Source organism: Halobellus sp. EA9, assembly GCF_051195055.1.
GTDB lineage: Archaea > Halobacteriota > Halobacteria > Halobacteriales > Haloferacaceae > Haloquadratum > Haloquadratum rubicundus.
In genome coordinates, this window is the sequence record NZ_JBNTJW010000006.1 from 156701 (window position 1) to 178693 (window position 21993).

Annotated in this window: 18 protein-coding genes and 1 tRNA gene; 10 read left to right on the top strand and 9 right to left on the bottom strand. The window is 66.7% G+C overall.

Features of this window, described 5'->3' with window-relative positions:
- Nucleotides 1-59: 59 nt before the first annotated feature.
- Nucleotides 60-1910 (bottom strand): SLC13 family permease, encoded by a 1851-nt coding sequence (locus ACQUQ0_RS09630; protein WP_435184818.1) that lies wholly within the window; start codon nucleotides 1908-1910, stop codon nucleotides 60-62.
- 229 nt (nucleotides 1911-2139) lie between these two features.
- Entirely contained in the window at nucleotides 2140-4197 is a 2058-nt protein-coding gene (locus tag ACQUQ0_RS09635) for a DEAD/DEAH box helicase (RefSeq protein WP_435184819.1), read from the bottom strand.
- 134 nt (nucleotides 4198-4331) lie between these two features.
- On the opposite strand from ACQUQ0_RS09635, the gene ACQUQ0_RS09640 reads away from it, so the two are divergent.
- A complete protein-coding gene (locus tag ACQUQ0_RS09640) occupies nucleotides 4332-5507 on the top strand; it encodes a CBS domain-containing protein (RefSeq protein WP_435184820.1) in 1176 nt (391 codons plus the stop codon).
- Between the two features lie 13 nt (nucleotides 5508-5520).
- Here the strand turns inward: ACQUQ0_RS09640 and ACQUQ0_RS09645 are convergent, their stop codons facing one another.
- On the bottom strand, nucleotides 5521-6282 hold the full coding sequence (locus tag ACQUQ0_RS09645) for a competence/damage-inducible protein A (RefSeq protein ID WP_435184821.1): 762 nt from the start codon (nucleotides 6280-6282) through the stop codon (nucleotides 5521-5523).
- A gap of 116 nt (nucleotides 6283-6398) precedes the next feature.
- Between ACQUQ0_RS09645 and ACQUQ0_RS09650 the strand changes: the two genes are divergently transcribed.
- Nucleotides 6399-6587, top strand: a complete 189-nt coding sequence (locus tag ACQUQ0_RS09650) for a hypothetical protein (protein ID WP_435184822.1) — start codon at nucleotides 6399-6401, stop codon at nucleotides 6585-6587.
- Between the two features lie 115 nt (nucleotides 6588-6702).
- On the opposite strand, the gene ACQUQ0_RS09655 is transcribed toward ACQUQ0_RS09650, so the two are convergent.
- Both ACQUQ0_RS09655 and ACQUQ0_RS09660 read right to left on the bottom strand, forming a co-directional pair.
- A complete protein-coding gene (locus ACQUQ0_RS09655; protein ID WP_435184823.1) occupies nucleotides 6703-7143 on the bottom strand; it encodes a type IV pilin in 441 nt (146 codons plus the stop codon).
- A 4-nt stretch (nucleotides 7144-7147) separates the two neighbouring features.
- On the bottom strand, nucleotides 7148-7576 hold the full coding sequence (locus ACQUQ0_RS09660) for a type IV pilin (RefSeq protein ID WP_435184824.1): 429 nt from the start codon (nucleotides 7574-7576) through the stop codon (nucleotides 7148-7150).
- A 297-nt stretch (nucleotides 7577-7873) separates the two neighbouring features.
- Between ACQUQ0_RS09660 and ACQUQ0_RS09665 the strand changes: the two genes are divergently transcribed.
- Complete coding sequence (locus ACQUQ0_RS09665) at nucleotides 7874-11110, top strand: BGTF surface domain-containing protein (protein WP_435184826.1); 3237 nt, start codon at nucleotides 7874-7876, stop codon at nucleotides 11108-11110.
- 90 nt (nucleotides 11111-11200) lie between these two features.
- Here the strand turns inward: ACQUQ0_RS09665 and ACQUQ0_RS09670 are convergent, their stop codons facing one another.
- From ACQUQ0_RS09670 to ACQUQ0_RS09680, 3 genes are all read right to left on the bottom strand, one after another.
- Entirely contained in the window at nucleotides 11201-11521 is a 321-nt protein-coding gene (locus tag ACQUQ0_RS09670) for an MTH1187 family thiamine-binding protein (RefSeq protein WP_435184828.1), read from the bottom strand.
- Between the two features lie 82 nt (nucleotides 11522-11603).
- Nucleotides 11604-15509, bottom strand: coding sequence for a PAS domain S-box protein (locus ACQUQ0_RS09675; RefSeq protein ID WP_435184829.1), 3906 nt, complete (start codon nucleotides 15507-15509; stop codon nucleotides 11604-11606).
- Between the two features lie 86 nt (nucleotides 15510-15595).
- Nucleotides 15596-16750, bottom strand: a complete 1155-nt coding sequence (locus tag ACQUQ0_RS09680; protein ID WP_435184830.1) for an AI-2E family transporter — start codon at nucleotides 16748-16750, stop codon at nucleotides 15596-15598.
- A gap of 162 nt (nucleotides 16751-16912) precedes the next feature.
- Between ACQUQ0_RS09680 and ACQUQ0_RS09685 the strand changes: the two genes are divergently transcribed.
- Nucleotides 16913-17320: a hypothetical protein gene (locus ACQUQ0_RS09685; protein ID WP_435184831.1), complete on the top strand. Its 408-nt coding sequence runs from the start codon at nucleotides 16913-16915 to the stop codon at nucleotides 17318-17320.
- A 345-nt stretch (nucleotides 17321-17665) separates the two neighbouring features.
- Here the strand turns inward: ACQUQ0_RS09685 and ACQUQ0_RS09690 are convergent.
- A tRNA-Gly gene (locus ACQUQ0_RS09690) sits at nucleotides 17666-17736 on the bottom strand.
- Between the two features lie 228 nt (nucleotides 17737-17964).
- Between ACQUQ0_RS09690 and ACQUQ0_RS09695 the strand changes: the two genes are divergently transcribed.
- From ACQUQ0_RS09695 to ACQUQ0_RS09720, 6 genes are read left to right on the top strand one after another with little or no spacing between them, the layout of a single operon-like run.
- Complete coding sequence (locus ACQUQ0_RS09695; RefSeq protein ID WP_435184832.1) at nucleotides 17965-18810, top strand: putative RNA uridine N3 methyltransferase; 846 nt, start codon at nucleotides 17965-17967, stop codon at nucleotides 18808-18810.
- 4 nt (nucleotides 18811-18814) lie between these two features.
- A complete protein-coding gene (locus ACQUQ0_RS09700; RefSeq protein ID WP_372390905.1) occupies nucleotides 18815-19831 on the top strand; it encodes a 50S ribosomal protein L3 in 1017 nt (338 codons plus the stop codon).
- A 3-nt stretch (nucleotides 19832-19834) separates the two neighbouring features.
- Complete coding sequence (gene rpl4p, locus ACQUQ0_RS09705; RefSeq protein ID WP_435184833.1) at nucleotides 19835-20581, top strand: 50S ribosomal protein L4; 747 nt, start codon at nucleotides 19835-19837, stop codon at nucleotides 20579-20581.
- Nucleotides 20578-20832 (top strand): 50S ribosomal protein L23, encoded by a 255-nt coding sequence (locus ACQUQ0_RS09710; protein WP_435184834.1) that lies wholly within the window; start codon nucleotides 20578-20580, stop codon nucleotides 20830-20832. Before rpl4p ends, ACQUQ0_RS09710 begins: the two co-directional genes overlap by 4 nt.
- A gap of 2 nt (nucleotides 20833-20834) precedes the next feature.
- Nucleotides 20835-21569: a 50S ribosomal protein L2 gene (locus ACQUQ0_RS09715; protein ID WP_435184835.1), complete on the top strand. Its 735-nt coding sequence runs from the start codon at nucleotides 20835-20837 to the stop codon at nucleotides 21567-21569.
- Nucleotides 21569-21991 (top strand): 30S ribosomal protein S19, encoded by a 423-nt coding sequence (locus ACQUQ0_RS09720; RefSeq protein WP_435184836.1) that lies wholly within the window; start codon nucleotides 21569-21571, stop codon nucleotides 21989-21991. Before ACQUQ0_RS09715 ends, ACQUQ0_RS09720 begins: the two co-directional genes overlap by 1 nt.
- The last annotated feature ends 2 nt before the right edge of the window (nucleotides 21992-21993 follow it).

The window sequence follows — 21993 nt, forward strand, 5'->3', positions numbered from 1 at the left end:
CTCCAACCGTCACCGAGTAAAGGATTTCGTTCGGCCGCGGCCCCGACTGCGACCGCGGGTCAGAGCCCCCAGATGGCGACGATGCCGACGGTCGTCACCGCGGCGAACACCAGCTGCAAGGGGCCGCCGACGCGGATGTAGTCGCTGAAGCGGTAGCCGCCGGGACCGTAGACGAAGAGGTTCGTCTGGTAGCCGACGGGCGTCATGAACGCCGTCGAGGCCGCGAAGGTGACCGCCAGCACGAACGAGAAGGCGTTCGCGCCGAGCGACTGGGCGGCCTCGATCGCGACCGGGATCATCAGGACGACGCTGGCGTTGTTGGAGATGACGTTCGTCAGGACCGCCGTGAGGAGGTAGAATACCGCGAGCACGCCGACGAGCGGGAGGACGTCGCCGCTGGCGACGACCACGTCGGCCAACAGCGCCGCGCCGCCGGACGTCTCGAGGGCGATTCCGAGCGGAATCACGCCCGCGAGCAGGAACACCACGTCCCACTGGACGGCCTCGTAGAGCTCCTGCGGACGGAGACACCGGGTCGCCACCATCGCGAGCGCGCCGGCCAGTGCCGAGACCACGATCGGAAGCACGTCCAGCGCCGCGAGGCCGACGACGGCGACGACGATGCCCACCGCGATCGGGGTCTTCGACTCGCGGTAATCGTGTTTCTCGATCTCCTGGGCCACGATGAAGTCGCGGTTGGCGTCGAGGCGCTCGATGCTGTCGGCGGTGGCCTGCACCAGGAGCGTGTCGCCGACGCGGAGCCGGACGTCGTCCATCCGCCGGCGGAAGAGTTCCTGGCCGCGCCGGAGCGCGAGCACCGTCGCGTTGTACCGCTGCCGGAAGCTGGCCGAGACGAGCGACTCGTCGACGAGCGACGAGCCCGGCGCGACGACGACCTCGACGAGGTTCTGCCGGGACTCGCCCGCTTCGAGTTCGTCCTCGTCGACCGCGGTCGGCACGACGTCGAGGCCCTCCACGTCCAAGAGCTCCACGAGCGTGTCGCGGTCGGTCCGGAGCGCGAACACGTCGCCGGCCTGGATCTGCTTCGGTCCGAGCGGCTCCAAGAAGACCTCGCCCTCGCGGATCAGCTGGATCAGGTCGACGTCGAAGTCGGTCTCGACGAGCGCTCGCTGGACCTGCTGGCCCACGAGCGGGGAGTCCTCGCGGACGACGACCTCGGTGAGGTACTCGGCCATCTCGAACTCCTCGGTGAGGTCCCCACGGGCCTGGATCCGCTCGGGCGTCAGCCAGCGCCCGACCGTCAGCAGGTACGCCGCGCCGACGATCGAGACGACGATTCCCAGTTGGGTGAACTCGAACATCGTGAAGGTGCGGCCGAGCAGTCGCCCCGACAGCTCCGACGCGAGGATGTTGGTCGAGGTGCCGATCAGCGTGAGCATCCCGCCGAACATCGAGGCGTACGAGAGGGGAAGGAGGAGCTTCGACGGCGACGTGCCGCCGCGCTCGGCCAAGTCTGTCACCATCGGAAGCAGGATCGCGACCGCGGTGGTGTTGTTGATGAAGCCGGAGATGGGCGCGACGACGCCGATCGTCGCCCCCAGTTGCCGGTCGAGCGACCCCTCGGTGAAGGCGGCGATCCGGGCGCCGAGCCGCTGGATCACGCCCGTCCGCTGGACGCCCTCGCTGAGGATGAACATCGCCAGGACGGTCAGGGTCGCGGCGCTCGAAAAGCCCGAGAGCGCGTCCGCCGGGTAGTCCGGAAAGAGGACGATCGGCTCCGCCAGCAGCCCGACGCCGACGAGCGACGCCGACGCGGGCTGGATCAGGAGGAGCGCGACCATCACCCCGATCGCGGTGACGTCGACCGGGACGGGCTCGGTCACGAAGAGCGCGAGCGCGCAGACGACCACGAGGAAGACGACCAGGATCGCCGGCGTTATCGAGACCACAGGAAACGGTCGCCGCGGCGGTGCAAAAGGATGGGGGATCCTGACCGACGGTTTATATACAAAACGGCGGCCAGAGGGGGCGTGCGTTGAGAACGGCCCCGCGCCGGGTCGCGGGCGTGCGGTACGTCGGCGCGGGCACAAGTAGTGTACCGCCTGTTCGCCAGCCCGTCGGGAGCGGCGCCGCCGTCGCCCGCGTCACGACCGACAGCGACGCGTTCTGTCCCGAGCCTCAGCGCTCCTCTTGCAGTTCCATCTCCGCCACGAGGCCGTAGGGGTCGGTCCCCGAGCGGATGAGATCGAGGATGCGGAACGCGTCGCTCGGCGAGAGGAAGTGCCGACAGACCGCCCGACCGAGCGGTGTGGGCTCGAAGCCATCGATGAACTCCCACTGGAGGAGCTTGCCGAGCGCGTGCTTCGTGGGGACGTCGCCGACCATCCGGTCGTTCAGCCGCTTTGCGCGCTTGCCCGCGACGACGACGTTCGCCAGCGTCTCTTCGGCGGCCGCGGTCTCGTCGTAGTGGGTCAGGACGTCCTCCATCTCGCCCTTCAGGAGCTTGAACGCCACCTCGTCTTCGGTCATCTCCATCGAGTTGTGGTAGGTGCAGTCCGGCTCGACGAGCAGGTAGACCGTCCCCTTGTCGTGGTAGTCGGGGCGGCCGGCGCGGCCGAGCATCTGCTCGAACTCCTGGACGGAGAGCCACTCGATGCCCATCGCCAGCGAGTCGAAGATTACCTGCGAGGCGGGGAAGTCGACGCCGGCCGCCAGCGCCGCGGTCGTTACGACCGCCGCGAGGTCCTGATTGCCGAACTGGCGTTCGACCCGCTTGCGTCGACCGTAGTCGAGGCCGGCGTGGTACGGCGCGGAGTCGTATTCGAGCTTTCTGGAGATCTCGTGGCACCGCCGCCGGGAGTTGGTGAAGACGATCGTCTGGCCGCGGTAGCCCTTCGAGGACTTCGAGTCGAACTCCCGCCGAACGAGCTTGTTCACGATGTCGGGCTTCTCGCGGCCGTCGGCGAAGGTCACGTGCCGCTCGATCGGCACGGGCCGCTCCTCGAACTCGATGAGCGTCGCCCGCAGGCGCTCGGCGAGCGACTCCGGGTTGCCGACCGTCGCCGAGAGGTAGACGTACTGCGCGCCGTCGTAGCCGCTACGGTCCTGGGCGCGCTCCTCGCAGTAGTACTTGAGGCGGCTTATCAGCCCGTCGAGCCGGTGGCCGCGCTCTTCCTCCTTGAGCGTGTGGACCTCGTCGATGACGACGGTGCCGACGTCGCCGAGGTCCTTGCCCGTCCGGAGCGCGTGGTCGATCCCCTCGTAAGTCCCGACGACGATGTCGGCATTCGGATCGAAGCGGTTGCCGTCGTCGTTGATTCGAGAGGCGCCGACTCGGATCGTCACGTCCAGTAGGTCGCCGTAGCGGTCCGCGAAGTCCTCGTGCTTCTGGTTCGCGAGCGCGACCAGGGGGACGAGAAAGAGCAGCTTCCCCTCACCCTTCAGCGCGCGGTCCAGACCCGCGAGCTCGCCGACGAGCGTCTTCCCGGTCGCGGTGGCGCTCACGACGAGCTGGTCGCGGCCCTCGAAGAGGCCGTTGTCGACAGAGAGCGACTGCACCGGCAGGAGCGTGTCGAAGCGGTCCTCGACCCGCCGCTGCAATTCGGGGTGGAGATCGAGCGTCGACGTCTCGACGAGGTCGACCTCGTCGGTCGTCGCGCTGACCGTGTCGAACTTCGTGAGATCGGGATCGAGGCCGCCGGAGAGCAGATTCGAGATCCGATCGAGGTCCTGAGTTTCGAGGAGCAGCTCTTCGAGGCGGTCCTGGGCGGCGCCGGTGAGCCGGCCCGACGCGGAGAAGTCGAGTTCGCGCTCCAGTTCGCGCTTCGCGCAGTCGGGGCAGATGTACTCCCGGTCGGTCTTGACTGCCGTCTCCTCGGTGATGGGCGAGTAGCGCCCGTCGGAGGCGCAGTAGCGGCAGGTCCGGACGACCAGGGCGTCGAGCTGGTAGCCGTCGAGCATCTCCTGGAGCTCTTTTCGGCGCGCTTTCGAGGTCTGCTCGGAGATGCGGATGCGGGAGGCCCGACGCGCGATCTCGACGAACTGGCTCGGGTCCCGCGGCTCCTCGGTCGACCCGCGGACGACCCGGAACTTCGCGGGGCGCGGGCCGGCGCTCGTCTCCTTCAGTTCGAGCCGCGCGCGGAAGACCCGCTCGCCGTCGCGTTCGACGACTGCGAGGAAGTCGTCGCCGGACTCGTGGAGGAAGAGCGTGTCGACGGTCCCGACCTGTTGTGACACGGGTGGGGATAGGAGAACGAGGTATTTCAGCGGTTCGTCTGCCGACGAGGATCGACCGACCGCAGTCGCAGTTGCCGGAGTCGACGCGGCGAAGCGCGATTGGACTTAAGTCCCGCGCCCGACTAACGGTCGGTATGCGAGGCATCCGCATCGGGAGCGCGTTCGGGATTCCGATCAAGCTCGATCTCACCTTCCTGCTCGTTCTGCCCCTCTTCGCGTGGCTCATCGGAACCGACGTCGCCCAGCTGACCGGCGTCGTGAACGACCTGTTCGGATCGGCCATCGACGTCGGCCCGCTCACGGCGGGGTCGATGCAGTGGGTCCTCGGCGCGGCCGCGGCGCTCGGGCTGTTCGTCTGTGTCCTGCTCCACGAGTTCGGCCACTCGCTCGTCGCGATGCGGTACGGCTACCGCATCGACTCCATCACGCTGTGGCTGTTCGGCGGCGTCGCGAGCTTCGCGGAGATGCCCGAAGACTGGAAGCAGGAGCTCGCGATCGCGATCGCGGGGCCGATCGTCAGCGTCGCGCTCGGCGTCGTCTCCTACGTCGCGTTTCTGGTGCTCCCGTCGGCGCTCGACCCCGTGAAGTTCGTCGTCGGCTACCTCGCGCTGACGAACGTCGTCCTCGCGGTCTTCAATATGCTCCCGGGGTTCCCGATGGACGGGGGACGGGTGCTCCGCGCGCTCTTGGCGCGAAATCGACCGCACGCGCGGGCGACCCAGATCGCCGCCGAGGTCGGCAAGGTCTTCGCCTTCCTGCTCGGGCTGTTCGGCCTGTTCGCGAACCTCTTTCTGGTCGCGCTCGCCTTCTTCATCTACATCGGCGCCTCCTCGGAGGCCCAACAGACCGTGATGAAGGCCGCCTTCCAGGACGTCACCGTCCGCGACGTGATGACGCCGCGCGCAGACCTCGACATCGTGAGCGAGGACACGAGCGTCGCCGAGCTGCTCGAACGGATGTTCACCGAGCGGCACACCGGCTATCCGGTGATGGACGGCGACCGGCTCGTGGGGATGGTCACCCTCGACGACGCGCGGTCGGTGCGGGAGGTCGAGCGCGACGCCTACCGCGTCGACGACGTGATGTCCGCCGACGTGGCGGCGATCTCCCCCGACGCCGACGCGATGACGGCCATCGAGCAGATGCAACAGCACGACGTCGGGCGGCTCCCCGTCGTCGACGGCGACGGGCAGGTGGTCGGTCTCATCTCGCGCTCCGACCTGGTGACCGCGTTCAACATCATCCAGTCGCGCGGGACGCTCTCCTCTCTATCCCCGCGACAGGGGTCGAACCTCCCGAATCTGCGGTGAACGGGCGGCCGCGCTAGAGGGTCTCCTCGACAGCGTCGCCCCACTCCTCGGCGAGCGTCAGTTCGAGGTCGGCCTCCGCGCGGAGCCACTCGACGGCGTCGGTCACCGTGGCCTCGTCGTCGCCTGTGACTTTGAGCCGGGTGTGGCTGGCGTCGCGGTTCGGATAGCTCCCGACCCGGACGCCGAACCGCTCGGCGACCGCTCCCAGGACGGAGGCGAGCGCGCCCTCGGGCTCCGGCGAATAGAGCGTCTGCGTGGCGACCTCGCCCGCGAAATCTCCAGCGACGTTCTCGAAGACGGCGCGCATCTCCTCGGGGATCCCCGGGAGCACGTAGACGTCGTCGACGACGCAGCCGGGCGCGAGGCCCTCGGGGTTCGGGATCGGCGTCGCGCCCGCCGGCATCGACGCGTACCACTCGGCCCGGAGGTCGAAGTCGAGGTCGGGGTTCTCCTCGAAGATGCGCTCGATCGTCTCCCGGACGTCGGCCTCGGCGACGGGATCGACGATCAGATCGCGATCGAGACCGGCCGCGACGGCGTCCATCGTCACGTCGTCGGGCGTCCCGCCGAGGCCGCCGGTGACGAGCACGGCGTCGAAGCGCTCGCGCCACGAGCGGATCGTCTCCGCGAGGACTGGCTCGTCGTCGGGGACGACGACGATCCGTGCGACGTCGACGCCCCGCCCGGTGAGTTCGTCGGCGAGCCACGTCGCGTTCGTGTTCTCGATGTCGCCCGCGAGCAGTTCGTTGCCGACCGTGACGATTCCGGCGTCCATACACGGCCCGTCGGGCGGCGACCGTTTAAGCGCAACCCCACGCGGGTCGTCGTCTGCGGCGCTCGAACGACGGCGTGAAGCGGAAAGTCCATATTCCGCGCCTCGTAGTCACGACTATGGGATTGTTCGATAGCACTCGCGTGCTCGCCGGTATCGCACTCATAGTCGTCGGGACGCTCCTGTTCGTTCCCGGCATTCTTCCGAGTTCCGCGCAGATTTTCACCTACGCGCTGGTGCCTGCGGCCGCGCTCGTGACGATCGGCACGTGGCTCGTCGGGACGTCAGAAGGCTCGCCGGCGGTCTGAGCGCGGTTTACGAACAGAACTACTCAACTGATTTGGCAGATCGGTGATTGGATCGAAATCCGCGCTGCGAGGGGCTTCGTAAGCGCTGAAAAAGATCCGGAAAAATTCGGTTCGTCTACGACTCGTCGGGCGCCGTGGATTGACTCAGCGTAGCCGAATTTTCCCCGTTTTGGGACGTCCAGACCACACGGATCGTTTCGCCGTCCCAGTCTACGGTATTGTTGAATTCAGCGCTCGTTCCCGCTGAAACCGTACTACTTCCCGTTCTTGCACTCCAAGCCACGCTTTTTGCGCCCCCATTGAGCCCAGTCGTGTTCAGTAAGGCGGTGTCGATTGAATCACCCGTCTGATGGGTGATGGTGACGTTATTGTCCCCCTGAGTTTCGTAGTCGAAATTGAAACTCGCCTGCGGCGCCGTCTGCTGGACTTCCTGCCCGAGGTTCAGGACGAACGTACCGATAACGGCAGCCAGGATCACGGTGATCGCGACCATCAGGATCACCCCGATCACCGGCGACACCGCCGAATCATCCGTGAACAGTTGCTTGAGCTTCATCGGATTACGCTCCCGGAGCAGTGGACTGGCTCAGCGTGGCTGAGGTGTCGCCAGTCTCGGATTCCCAAACGACGCGGATAGTTTCGCCATTCCAGCTGTTAGTGGTGTTGAAGGTGTTTGAATCACCAGCGCTGATTTCAGTCGACCAGCTACCCTTCTCAGTGAGCGAGCTGCCGGAAGACGTCACGTTGATCTGGGAACTCTGTAGCGTGTCCCCAGTCTGGTGAGTCACGGTGACCTTTTCGTGGGTCGCCGATGTGTTGTAATCAAAACTGAAACTTGCCTGCGGAGCTGTGTTCTGAATACTCCCCCCGAGGTTCAGGACGAACGTACCGATAACGGCGGCCAGGATCACGGTAATCGCGACCATCAGGATCACCCCGATCACCGGCGACACCGCCGAATCGTCCGTGAACAGCTTTTTGAACTCCATACGCTCAGTCCACCCTACTCTGGGTTAAATCTAGTGCCTTAGTTATCAATACCGATAATCTTGATGGGCAGAATGAGACGGAACATCACGCCGCAAAGATCGAGACACGCCGGAGGGATCTCACACAAAGCCTTTGTCTCTCTGCTGTTTTCTTCATCTCGGACTGTCGACTGTACAGGATATTCGCGAACGCCCTCACCGCGTTCGGCCCCCGCACCGGCGCACGCAGAACCACAGTCGACGAAAGCGCCCAAACGGTCGAATCACGGATCCTGCCGCCCACCAACCCCGACGACTATGACACGATTCACCCCCCAACTCCGCGCGGTCGCGCTCGCGACGCTGATACTGCTGTCGGTCTTCGCCGGTAGCGTCACGTTCGCCGGCTCAACGGCCGCAGTGAGCGGGACCAGTACGAACACGGCACTTACGCCGACAACCGTCGACGAGGACACCCAAACAACGCACAATTTCAACTACTCATTCACCGGAATCAATACGAGTGGAAACACGACGCTCGTGGTCACTATCCCCAACGATTTCACGATCGACGGCCACAGCATCAAGATGAAAAACGAGAGTGGAGATATCCTAAACACAACCGATCAGGTCGGGAACGAACTGCGTGTCGTCGGTAACTCCTCGACTTCCACGGTATATCTCGCTGGCTCGGTTACGCTGACGAGCCCCAGCGTAGAATCCGACACCGACTACACTGTCGACTTCACTGGAACCGACGACGATGGAGACAGCCAGAGTACCTCTGAGACACTCACTGTCGAAGACGTCCCGCCGCTCCAGATCAGTTCGATACAGGCGTTCGACCCAACGACAGTGAACGGTTCAACGGAGAACACCCACCGATTCAACTACTCGTTCACTGGCGTCAACACGAGCGTCGCTACTAAGTTCGAGATGGACGTCCCGGACGAGTTTACGATCGAACAAGAGAACTTGGTTCTCCGGAATGCCAGCGGCGGCGAGGTGAACAGCAACCCTTCCCAGATGGGGAATTCGTTGACATTCAGAGAACAAGTGTCCACCGAAACCGCCTACCTAACCGGGAGCATAGACCTCACGAGTCCTGCGGTCCCGGAAGGAGAGGAGTCAACGCAGTACACTCTCTCAGTGAATGGGACTGACCCGAACGGGAAGTCCGCCCTAACCCAGGAAACACTAACCGTGGAGTTTGATGGCGGACAGCCCGGGACCCCGTCGTTCGAGAGCGCAATCCAGTACACCCAATCTGACGGAACGCCCGTGGTCGAAGTCGCGTTCTCCGAGGACGTGCAGAATTTCGCGTCGAACTACGCGCTCTACGTCGAGGGCGAGGGTCAACTAACGAACGGGAACGGAATCGTCAGCGTCAACGAAGCACAGGGCCGGGCCGTTATCGAACTCGACCAGACCTACAGTTCGGAGATGACCGTTCGGCTCCAGAGCGGGATCACCGACCCCGACGGGAACGCGCTGGACGATACCGGAAATCAGTCTGTCACCTTCGCGCCGACATCGGTCACCGCGGGTGGAGGTTCGAACACCGTGTTCAGGGGCGCGAACGTCTCCGTCGTCGCCTCGTCGACCGACACCGGGGTCACGATCCAAGGAACCGACAGCGACACGGACAACTACTTCTTCTCCGGGTCGACCGGGACCAACAGCCGGGTGTTCATCTTCCGTACGAGCGGACGCGCGCTCGGGAGTTACGAGGCCGATATCGACGGCGAGGGAGCCGCTTCGATTCAACTTCGCACCTTGAAACTCGAACTGAGCGTCGAGGATCAGAACGTGACGAACCTCGATACGATTTCGGGGACTGTCGGGGCTCGGCAGGGGAACCGCGAGATCCGCTTAGAACTCCTCAACGAAGACGGCGAACTCCCCGACGGCGTGAACGAGCGCGTGGAACGGCTCAGCGGCCAGGGCGAGTACGACTTCAGTTACAATCTGGAGCAGCTCGGCCTCGAAACGGGCGAGTACACCATCCGCGTCACGGACACGACTACGGGCATCACCGTCGAATCGGGCACCATCACCGTCCGCGAGGCCGGCGACGCCGAGGCGACGTTCACGACGAGTACCGTCTCTGAAGCGCGCGGGGACGTCGTCGCCATTCCGGTTCGACTGGAGAACACGCGAGAGGCGACGATCCGGATCGGGAACGAGGACGTCGGCTACGAGGCGAACGTGACCGTACGGGAGGGCGACGGGGACGAGCGCAACGGGCGCGTGACTATCTACTTCGACACGTACGCGGCCACCACCTACCCCACGGGTTCGTTCGAGAGCGAGAACGACCTGATCCGGATCAGCGACGGCGACGAGATCGTTCGCGGCGAGGTCTCGGTCGGCGTCTCGAACCTCCTCGACGCCGAGCTCTACCCGGTGGAGGCCTCCATCGACGGCCGTCTGACAGACGTGGCCCAGATCAACCTCCGGCCGCGCGAGACGATCGCGATCCGGTCCTGGACGGCGCCGCGGAACCGCTACGGCAACCTCGACGCGCCCGAGGACGTGCGCAGGGGGACCGACGAGGGGTGGGTCACTCGCGACTCGGAGATCGCCTTCGGCGACGCCGTCCTCTACGAGATCCGCGCGACGGGGCTCGAAGGCACGCTCGACGCCCGCGGCGAGGACACCGTCACCTCGGAGTTCTACGCCTTCGCGAACGGGAGCAAGGCCTCACCGGCCGCACAGTTCACCGTCGAACAGCAGGACCCCGGTCCGAACCGCGACCCGCTCGTCCTCCAGCTGAACGCGAGCAACTCCCGCGTGATCGCGGACTCGGAGAACGACACCTACTACGTCGTCACGCGGACCGGCGAGTTCGGCCCCTCGGGCGTCCGCGACGAGGACAACGACGGCGCGATCGACCCCGGTGAGAACGACTACGGCTCGATCGACGACGAAGACGACCTCCGGGCGTCCTTCACCGTCTTCGGCGACGACGAGAACGACCTCGACCTGACCGAGGGCGGCGACGACGAGGTCGTCGAGACGACGCTGTCGCTGACGCAGGCCGAACTCACGATGAACGAGCCGTTCAACGTCACCGCCGCGAGCGGCCAGGAGGTCTTCGGCGAGGCGACCGTCGCGCCCGGCACGGAACTGTCGGTCCGCGTCCGGAGCGCAGACGGCGTCCGCCCCGCGTTCCTGAAGACCGCCTCCACGACCGTCAATTCCGACGGGCAGTTCCTGGTGACGCTGTCGTTCAACGACACGGAGCCGGGAGACGGCTACACGATCACCGTCAGCGACACCGGGCCAGCGTCCGAACTGCAGGTCGACGGCACGGTCCAGGCGGTGATCCCGACCGCGACGACCGACACGCCCGAGGAGACGACGATCAGCACCACGACGACGACCACGGCGACGCCGACGGACACGACGTCGCCGCCGACCTCGGCGACGACCACGACGGAGATCCCGACGGTCCAGACCCCGACGACGACGCCCGGATTCGGGGCCGTTGCCGCCGTGGTCGCGCTGCTGGCCGCCGCGCTCCTGGCGCTCCGACGCGAGCGCGACGACTAGCGCAGTCGACCCACAGTAGCGTTTGCAAGTCTTCTCACTCGATCGCACACTATCGTGCGACCGGACGAGCAATCAGTTGCAACCGCTACCCTAGTCCTCGTCGCCGGTGCTGCGCGCCGGCCGACCGAGCCGTTCTTCGACCGCCGCGACCTTCCGTTCGGCGCCGTCGTCGCTCGTCCGCTTGTCGTCGATCTTCAGGACGGTGCTCACCCGGTCGGCGTCGACGGCGCGGTGGGCGGCCTCCGCGGCGGCGAAGAGCGTCCCGACGTCGTCGGCCTCGATCACGGTCCCCATCGGATTCGTCTCGTAGGCGACGTCGAAGTCCTCCAGGGCGTCGACCGCGGCCGCGACCTCCTCCGCCATACTCCCCTCGATCACCGGTGCGACGCTGAGCAGTGCGACGACAGTCATAGGTGAGGGATCGATCCCGGGGCGCAAAACGGTTGTGCGGGCCGCGTCGGCGAGCCGATCGATCGGACGCGGACGACGCGGGTCAGTCCTCGGACGTCACCTGTTCGGTGCCGGCATTGGACTCGGGCGCGTCCGGCCGTTCGCGACGGAGCGAGACGACGATCGTGGTCCCGTCGCCGCGCTCTTCCCGGCCGATCTCGCCGCCGAACGACTCGACGAGCCACCGGACCAGCCAGAGCCCCAGCCCGCTGCCGTGGGTGAGTTGGGTGATGTTCGTCTTGCCGGTGACGACGCCCCACTCCGTGTCGGCGATCCCGGGGCCGTCGTCGCTGAATCGGAGCCGGATCAGGTCGGCGTCGCCGCGCTCCGCGTCGATCCGGAGCCGGGGCGCGTCGCCGTCGTTGTGCTCGATGGCGTTCTCGATGAGTTCCTGGAACGCCCGCTTGAGGTCCGAGTTGGCGCGGACCCACAGCGGTTCGGGGACGTCGAGTTCCAGCGAGGCCTCGGGGTGGGACTCGCGGAACGACGCGACGGTCTCCCGGAGGTGCGCGGCGGCGTCGACGGCGGCCGTCTCGTCGCCGCGCTGGCCGATTACCCGCTCGATCTCCTTGGCCTTCTCGCTCAGCGAGGCGATGTCCTGGGCGTTGCGTTCGAGCGTGGTGGCGTGATCGAAGAGCCGCTCGTCTTCGATGGTCTCCCGCAACTGCTGGGCCAACGCCAGCACGACGTTGATGTCGTTGCGGAGGTTGTGCCGGAGGACGCGGTGCATCACCTGCAGGTACCGTTCCCGCTCCTTCTGATCGGTGATGTCGGTGTAGACCGCGAAGGCGGACATCCCCTCTTCCCGGGGGTACGGAATGATTCGGAGGAGGAAGTCGCGATAGCCGCTCTCGGCCTCCCGCTGGACCTCGACGCGCGTCTGCTCGCCGTCCATCGCCTGCGCGTCGAGCGACAGCGCGTCCTCGCGCTCGTGGTCCGGGACGATGTAGTCGTTGAGGTTCCGGCCCCGGACGCTCTCGCTCTCGTGGCCGAAGACGTCCGTGAACGCCGGATTGAGATACTGCACGATCGGGTCGCCGTCGCGGAACGCCACCTCGACGACCGGGTCCGGGAGGTTCTCGAACAGCTCCCGGAAGCGCTTGCGCTCGGCCGCGAGGTCGGTCCGCGTCGCCGCGAGCTCGGAGATGTCGGTCACGACGCCGGCCGTGGTGACGGCGTCGCCGTCCGGGTCGGTCCGCGAGAGTTCGAGTTCGACGGGCTGGACGCCGTCGTCGGTCCGGATGTCGACTTCGAGGGTCGCGGTCGTCCGCTCGGAGGCGGTGTCGCCGAAGTCGAGTTCGCGGTACGTCTCGGCGTCCGCGTCGGCGAGCAGATCCGGGAGTCGCTCTCCGACGAGCGCATCGGCGTCGCGGCCGACGTAGGACGCGAAGGGGCCGGTCACGAAGGTGAAGCGGTCCTCGTCGTCGAGGAGGAAGCCCATCTCGTCGACGTGCGCGACGATCCGCTGGAGCTGTCGCATCTCGCTCTCCCGTTCGAGGCGGTCGAACGCGCCGGTCGCGACGAGCGCCAGCAGCTCCACGAGCGCGACGTCGTCCTCGTCGAACGCGTCGGTTTCGAGCGCGCCGACCCCGAGGACCCCGTGGTCGTCGAGCGGGACGAACATCGCCGACTCGATCGTGTCGTAGTCGAATTCGGGATGCTCGCTCACGTCCGAGACGAGCTTGGGCGTGCCCGACTGGAACGCCTCCCCGGGGAGCCCCTCGTCGTCGTCGTAGACCGGCAGGTCGTCGACGTACTCGCTGGCCTGTGGCGAGATCTTGGCCGCCGGGAGGGTCCCGGCGTCGGGGTCGTGGAGTCGAACGGAGTTGAGCCCGTAGCCGAAGACGGCGTCGGTCCCCTCGACGATCGCGTCGAGGAGGTCCTCGACCGTGCCGGCGCGGATCAGCTGCTGGGCGGCCCGGAGCAGCCGACCGAGCGTCTGTTCGCGCTCCTTCCGCTCGGTGATCTCCTGGGCGGCCCCGCGGACCCGCACCACCTCGCCGTCCTCGACGACGGGGATCCCCTGCACGCGGAGCCACCGGAGTTGGTTCTCCGACTTCCAGAAGCGAAGCTCCACGTCGAAGGACGCCGCGGCGGTCGTCGCCTCCTCGACCGCGTTCTCGATGATCGGCCGGTCGTCCTCGTGGTAGACGTCGAGGGCCTCGTCGAGGGGTGGCTCCTCGTCGGCCTCGACGCCCAGGAGCTCGAAGAGGTAGTCCGTCCAGAACACCTCCTCGCCGTCGGTGGAGATCTCCCAGCCGCCGACGTCCGCGATCCGCTCGGTCTGCTCCAGGAGGTCGTGGAGGCGTTCGACTTCCCGCTCGCGTTCCTTCCGGGCGGTGACGTCGGTGAAGTACACCGAGATGCCGTCGGGGTCGGGGTAGGCCCGGACCTCGAACCAGACGTCGAGCGGGGGGTAGTACTCCTCGAAGGAGACGGACTCCTGTTCTTCGAGGGCGCGGCGGTACTCCTGATAAAACGTGGTGTCGACCGCTTCCGGGATCTCGTCCCAGAGGTGGCGGCCGATCAGTTCCGCGTCGTCGTAGTCGGCCTCCATCGCCTTCCTGAGGACGTCCGCACCCGCCTCGTTGACGTAGGTGACGCGCCAGTCGTCGTCGAGCGCGAAGAACGCGTCGTCGACGCGCTCTAGGGTCTGTTCCATCTGCGATTGGCTCCGTTCGAGGTCGCTCCGGTACCGCCGCTCTTCGAGCCCCCGGCGGAGCCACTGGGCCATAATGTCGATCAGGGTCCGCTCCGCCTCGGAGAACGGCTCCGTGCGCGGGGACTCGTCGGCGAAACAGAGCGTCCCGTAGAGCTCGCCGTCGACGACGATCTCGTCGCCGAGGTAGCACTCGAAGCCGACGTCCTGATAGACGGGCGAGTCGGGGATCTCCTCGGCGGCGTTCGCGATGCCGAAGGGCGACTCCGAGTCGACCGTAAAGCGGCAGTAGGTGTTCGCCAGTTCGGTCTTGAGGCCGGGGCGGACGAGCTCGTGGTCGGCCTGGGCGTGGACGATCTCGAACTCGCCCGTGGCCTCGTCGATCCGCGAGAGGTACGCGATGTCGAGCCCGAGGCGGTCCCGCCCGAGTTCGAGCAGGCGCTCTACCTGCTCGTCGAAGGCGAGGTCGGGGTCGGCGGTGATCTCGTTGAGGCGCTGGAGGGTCTCCCGGCTCTCGCGGAGCGCGGCCTCCCGCTCTTTGCGTGCGGTGATGTCGCGTACGAACGCCAGCACGCGCTCGGCGCCGCCGATCTCGACCGGCTCGTGCTGGACCTCCACCCACTGGCCGCCGCCGTCGTCGTCGCTCCGGACCAGCCACTCGGCGGTGTGGCCGCCCGTCTCGGACGCGGACGCGATCAGTTCGCGGGCCTCCGCTTCGGCGTAGCCGCCGCGGTCGACGAGGACGTCCACGTACGTGAGCGTCGCCTCGCGGTCGGGGTCGTAGTCGAGCATCCGGAAGAAGCGGTCGTTGGCCTCCAGGATGGTCCCGGCGGCGTCGTGGACGACGATCCCGTCCGTGGCCGCCTCGAAGATCCGTTCGTACTTTCCCCGGTCGCGCGTCTGGGTCGCGATCGAACGGATGCGGTTGACCGCGACCGGTCCGTTGATCCGTCCGTCTGTGAGCGTGACGACGTCGGTGGCGGCGCCGGAGACCGTCCCGGCCGCGTCGGCGTCGGTCGCGAGGAGGATCGGCACCTCGGGCCGGACCTCGCGCAGTTCCGCGAGCACTTCGACGCCGTCGATCGCCGGCGGGCTGTGCCGACAGACGACGCAGTCGACGTGTTCGCTGGCGAGTCGCTCGCGGGCGGGGTCGAGCCCGGAGACGGTGTCGATCGAGATGTCCCCCTCGATCGCCGGGGCGAGCTGGGAAGCGATATCCAGGGTGTCTCCCGCGGGCGGGTCGACCACCAGGACGCGAATCCCGAGCTCGGGAGATCCGCTGGCGTTCATCTACCGTAAACTGACAAGAAGAGCTCATAAGCGTTCTGGGCCGGAGTCGTCGTGCGATTCGATAGCGGTCGTCGAAATGGGCTCGATCAGCCGGTCGGTCGCTCGTCCGGCGAGCCGGCGTCGTCCGGGTGATCCGGACGCTGTGAGCGTCCGTCGACGGGCTTCGGCGACGCGGTGGCCTCGGCGGTCGCGTCCTCGTCGAGCAGCCGCGGGAGCGCCGTGTTGGCGAAGGTCAGACCGACGACGAGGAGCATCGGTGCGAGGAAGAGCCCGTAGAAGCCCAGGACGACCGGTCCGAGGGTGTAGGCCAGCATCAGGAGGCCGACGTGGGTCTGCTCGCCGCTGAGGAGCGGCCGGAGGACGAGGTCGGGGATGGTGTCGACGACGACGACCGCGACGACGAAAAAGCCCGCCACGTAGACGAGGTTCGTCGGGTCGCCCGAGAGCGCGATCCGGAGCGCGGTGGCGAGGGTCAGCGGGACGTAGACGATCTTCATCCCGACGACTGGGATCAGGCTCGCGATCCCGGTGAGCGCGCCGGCGAGCGCGGGGTAGGGGATCTCCGCGCCCGCGGGCACGAAGACGTTGTAGGCGCTGAACGAGCCGATCGCGATCAGCGCGATGGCGAGGACGTTCAGCAGATTGCCGAAGAGCACCTTCTCCAGTTCCCGGTCGACGGCTTCGAGGTACTCCCGGATGATGGCGCCGTCGTCGAACTGGAGGAGCCAGTCGCTGATCCGGTGGCCGTCCACCAGGAGGTAGTAGGTGACGATGGTGAGGACGAAGAGGTTCAAGAAGAAGTCCGAGATCAGCGTCGTCAGGAAGGTCGCGTGCTCGGTGGCGAAGTCGATGAAGGGCGCGAGATCGCCCGACTGGTACGCGTCGTAGAGCCCCTGGACGGTGAACTCGGGGATGTCGTCGACGCCCGCGAACCACTCGAAGTTCTGGCTCGCGACGTCGATGAGGGCGTACTGGTCGATGAAGGCCCGCGCCTCGACGACCAGGAGGATCGTCGCGTAGCTGATGAGCAAGATCAGGGGAATGGCCAGGGAGGCCATCACGATGGCCGAGCGGACGTTCGCGGGCAGCCGGAAGCGGCGGAGGGCGTGGTGGTAGCGGCGGGTCGAGTAGTACAGGAACACCGAGATCGTCAGCGGCGCGATGAACTGGTACGCCAGCGCGCCGATGACGACGGTGACGAGGATACCGAAGAGGGCGACGACGAAGCGGTTCCCGTTCATACGATCGCACGTTCCCCGTATCGCTACTAAAACGTAAGCATATCACTGAGATACTACGTCCGTTCGGCGACAGATGTCGACACCCGCCGAACGCGCCAGTCCGGAGGAGAGCGGCCCGATTCGGCCGAACGTTAATTTTGGTGTGTAACGACATATCACACAATGGGGTCGTTCCGGCGGGCCAACGAAGAGCGGGTCAACGCCTTCCGGGTCGACGACCGGTACGTGTTCAAACACTACTTCGAGCAGGAGGCGGTGTTCGATCGGCTGCGACGGTACTACAACAATCACCAGTACCGCTTCGAGGTGCCGCCCGGGGAGTTCGACACGCTGCGGTCGTTCCTCTCGAACCACGGCTACGCCCTCGTGGTCGTCGAGGTTCCCGGGGAGTTCGTGGTCACGGTCAGGAAGTACACCGAACACCCGGAGAACATCTTCAAGGAGTCGGTGATGCAGCGGAGCGTCCCCGACTACAACTGCTTCCTGATGACCGACCGGGAGGCCGTCGAAGCGGCGGTCCGGGACGGCGCGAGGCGGCTCGACGAGACCGACATCGAGAATCCGTTTTGAGGATATCAGCCCCGCGAATGCCAAATTCAGTCTAATCGAAGCAGTCGTACGCGGGGCGAGCCGGGCGGGACCTTCGGTCCCGCTGGAAGCCGGCGCGTGGCGCCGGCGACGAAGCGAGCCCAGCGCTCCTTTTTGATCCAGATTTTTGCGCCGAGCGGTTCGCGAAGCGAACCCGAGGCGGAAAAAGGTGGGAGCGAAGTACGCTGGCGGGATTGTGAACCACGGTCGTTACGCTCACGTCGTTCGCTCCACTCCCTGATTCAAATCCCACCGTACCGCACACACTGAATTCGACGTCGCGAGCGACGCGCTACGCGGTCGCTCGTCGGGTAGAATTCAGAGAAGTGCGCTGGCTGGGATTTGAACCCAGGTTGTGACCATGGCAAGGTCACGTGATACCACTACACTACCAGCGCGTGCTGCGTTCGTCTGCATCTCAAGCGAGGTGAGATTGATAGATAAGACTTGCGAATCGGAGGGAAATCGGGCGATGGCGTGGGGTCGAATACCACGGGACGTGGGGCCACGAAACGGCCGTCAACGCGGGTGAGACGGCCTCACACGCCCCGCGGGCTTTCGCTACTCTTTTAGGCTCCCCTCCGGTATCGCTGGTACAGTCTAGACGTGACGCTGAAGGGACCGGTATGACGCTGACGGTACTCGTGCCGTCCTCGCTGGTCCGGGAAGCCGAGGACAAACGCGAGGCGACTCGCAAACTCGGCTACGTCGCCCGCGCGGCGACGGTGTTCCGGGCCGACCGCCTGGACGTCTTCCCCGACGGGGAGGGCGAACGGCGGTTCGGGGGCGAGTTCGTCGAAACGGTGCTGCGATACGCCGCCACGCCACCACATCTCCGAAAGGACCTGTGGGGGCGACGCGACGAACTCGAGTACGCCGGCGTGCTGCCGCCCCTCCGCGTCCCGTCTACGACCGGCTCCGAATCAGACGGTTCGGGGTCGTTAACACAGGGAATCGTGACCGAGGTCGGACCTGACGGCCGCGTCCGGGTCAATTGCGAACTGCAACACCCGATCTCGCTCCACGCGCCTCCGGAAATGGAGGTGCGGGAGGGAGAGCGCGTCGCCATCAGGATCTCTTCGCGAGAACCGGTCCGTGCGCGGATCGTCGACGAGCCCCTTCCGGGCTTCGACGTGTCCCGTACGGACCTCGAGGAAGCGCTCGGCCGCCCCGACGCGGGCGTCGCCATCGCGACGTCTCGCTTCGGGGAGGCGCTGACCACGACGTGGCTGCCGCAGCTCGCCTCGCGCATCGAGCGCGAGGGCGCGACGGTCGCGTTCGGGTCGCCCGGCCGTGGGCTTCCGGAGATCCTCGGGGTCGACGTCGAAGTCGACGCCGAGGGTCCGGTCGAACCCGCAGACGGTCCGGGGTTCGACCTCTGGCTGAATACGATTCCGCGACAGGGCAGCGAGACCGTGCGAACCGAAGAAGCGATGTTCGCCTCGCTCGCGTCCCTGACACTCACGGAGTGATCATATGCCACAACCAAGCAGACCACGAAAAGGTTCGATGGGCTTCAGCCCGCGCAAGCGTGCGGCCAAGGAAGTCCCACGTATCCGGTCGTGGCCCGACGACGAGGGCGCGCCCGGACTCCAGGGCTTCGCCGGCTACAAGGCCGGGATGACCCAGGTGATGATGGTCAACGACGAGGCCAACTCCCCCCGCGAAGGGATGGAAGAGGCCGTCCCGGTGACCGTCGTCGAGACGCCGCCGATGCGCGCCGTCGCCCTTCGAGCCTACGAAGACACGCCGTACGGTGCAAAGCCCCTGACGGAAGTGTGGGCCGGTGAGTTCGACGAGGACCTCGACCGCGTCCTCGACCTCCCGAACGAGGACACCTTCGAGTCCGACGCCGACGACCTCCGGTCCGCCGTCGAGGCGGGCGACGTCGACGACGTCCGGCTCATCACCCACACCGTCCCCGCGGGAATGCAGAACGTCCCCAAGAAGAAGCCCGACGTGATGGAGACCCGCGTGGGCGGCGGCTCGGTCGACGAGCGCGTCGACTTCGCGCTCGAGCTCCTCGAAGACGGCGGCGAACACGAGATGTCGGACGTCTTCCGTTCCGGCGAGTACCTCGACGTCGCCGGCGTCACGAAGGGCAAGGGCACCCAGGGCCCCGTCAAGCGCTGGGGCGTCCAGAAGCGGAAGGGCAAGCACGCCCGCCAGGGCTGGCGGCGCCGGATCGGCAACCTCGGCCCGTGGAATCCCTCGCGCGTGCGTTCGACCGTCCCCCAGCAGGGCCAGACGGGCTACCACCAGCGGACCGAACTGAACAAGCGCCTCATCGACATCGGTGAGGGCGACGAACCGAGCGTCGACGGCGGCTTCGTCGGCTACGGCGAGGTCGACGGACCGTACGCGCTGGTCAAGGGCTCGCTCCCGGGCCCCGACAAGCGCCTCCTGCGGTTCCGACCGGCCGTCCGACCGAAGGACCAGCCGCGCCTCGACCCCGAGGTGCGCTACGTCTCGACCGAATCGAACCAGGGCTAAACAATGCAGGCAACAATTCGCGACCTGAACGGCGACGACGCCGGCACGCTCGACCTCCCCGAGGTCTTCGAGACCCCGTACCGTCCGGACCTCATCGAGCGCGCCGTCGTCGCCGCGCAGGCGAACCGAAAACAGGCGTACGGTGCCGACCCCTACGCGGGGCTCCGAACTCCCGCCGAATCGTTCGGCAGCGGCCGCGGGATGGCGCACGTGCCCCGCGAGAACGGGCGCGCGCGGCGCGTCCCGCACACGGTCAAAGGTCGTAAGGCGCACCCGCCGAAGGCAGAGAAAGACCAGGGCAAGGACATCAACGACAAGGAGCGGAAGCTCGCCGTCCGATCGGCGATCGCCGCCACCGCGGACGAAGAGATCGTCCGCGAGCGCGGTCACGCGTTCGACGACGGCGTCGAACTCCCGCTCGTCGTCTCCGACGACTTCGAGGATCTGGTGAAGACCCGCGAGGTCGTCGACCTCCTGGAGGCGCTCGGCGTCCACGCGGACATCGAGCGCTCCGACGAGAACAAGAAGGTGAAGGCGGGTCGCGGCAAGACCCGGGGTCGGAAGTACACCCGGCCGAAGTCGATCCTCTTCGTCACGAGCGACGAGCCCTCGAAGGCGGCGCGGAACCTCGCCGGCGCCGACGTGGTCACCGCCGACAACGTCAGCGCCGAGGACCTCGCGCCCGGCACGCAGGCGGGCCGACTGACGCTCTTCACCGAGAGCGCGATCGAGGAGGTGGCCGACCGATGAGCTCGCTCATCGACCACCCGCTCGTCACCGAGAAGGCGATGGACGAGATGGACTTCGACAACAAGCTCCAGTTCATCGTCGATCTCGACGCCGAAAAGCCCGAGATCGTCGAGGAGATCGAGTCGCGCTACGACGTGTCGGTCACGAAGGTCAACACGCAGGTGACGCCGCGCGGCCGGAAGAAGGCGACCGTACAGCTGAGCGAAGACGACGACGCACAGGAAGTCGCCTCGCGAATCGGGGTGTTCTGAGAATGGGACGACGAATTCAGGGCCAGCGTCGCGGTCGCGGGACGCCCACCTTCCGGGCGCCCTCGCACCGCTACAAGGCCGAACTCTCGCACAAGAAGGCCGAATCGGACGACACCGTCTCCGGGACGGTCGTCGACATCGAACACGACCCCGCCCGCAGCGCGCCGGTCGTCGCCGTCGAGTTCGAGGACGGGGACCAGCGCCTCATCCTCGCGCCCGAGGGCGTCGCCGTCGGCGACACGATCCAGGTCGGCGTGAGCGCGGAGATCAAACCCGGGAACACGCTCCCGCTGGCGGAGATCCCCGAGGGGGTCCCCGTCTGTAACGTCGAGCGCCAGCCCGGCGACGGCGGGAAGTTCGCCCGCGCGTCCGGGACGAGCGCCCAGCTGCTCACACACGACCGCAAGGTCGCGGTCGTCCAGCTCCCCTCCGGGGAGGTAAAGCGGCTGAACCCGCAGTGCCGCGCCACCGTCGGCGTCGTCGCCGGCGGCGGTCGGACGGAAAAGCCGTTCGTGAAGGCGGGCAAGAAGCACCACAAGATGAAAGCGCGCGGCATCAAGTGGCCGCGCGTCCGCGGGGTCGCGATGAACGCCGTCGACCACCCGTTCGGTGGCGGCGGCCGCCAGCACCCCGGACAGCCGAAGTCCGTCTCGCGGGACGCCCCGCCGGGACGGAAGGTCGGTGACATCGCCTCGAAGCGGACCGGCCGAGGCGGCAAAGGAGGCAAGGACAACTAATGAGTTCGGAATACCGCACCGGCCGCGAGGGTGAGTTCACCTACCGCGGCCACACGCTCGACGAGCTGCAGGAGATGTCGCTCGAAGAGGTCGCGGAATTGCTCCCCGCTCGACAGCGGCGAACCATCGAACGAGGACTCTCCGTCCAGCAGGAGAAACTGCTGGAGGAGGCCCGCGAGGCCGGCGTCCAGGAGACGGCCAACGACCCGATCCGGACGCACCTCCGCGACATGCCCGTCCTCCCCGAGTTCGTCGAGAAGACGTTCGAGGTGTACACCGGGCAGTCCTTCGAGCGCGTCCGCGTCGAGCCCGAGATGATCGGACACTACCTGGGCGAGTTCCAGCTGACCCGGACGTCGGTCGAACACGGGCAGGCCGGCATCGGCGCGACCCGGTCCTCGAAGTTCGTGCCGCTCAAATAAAC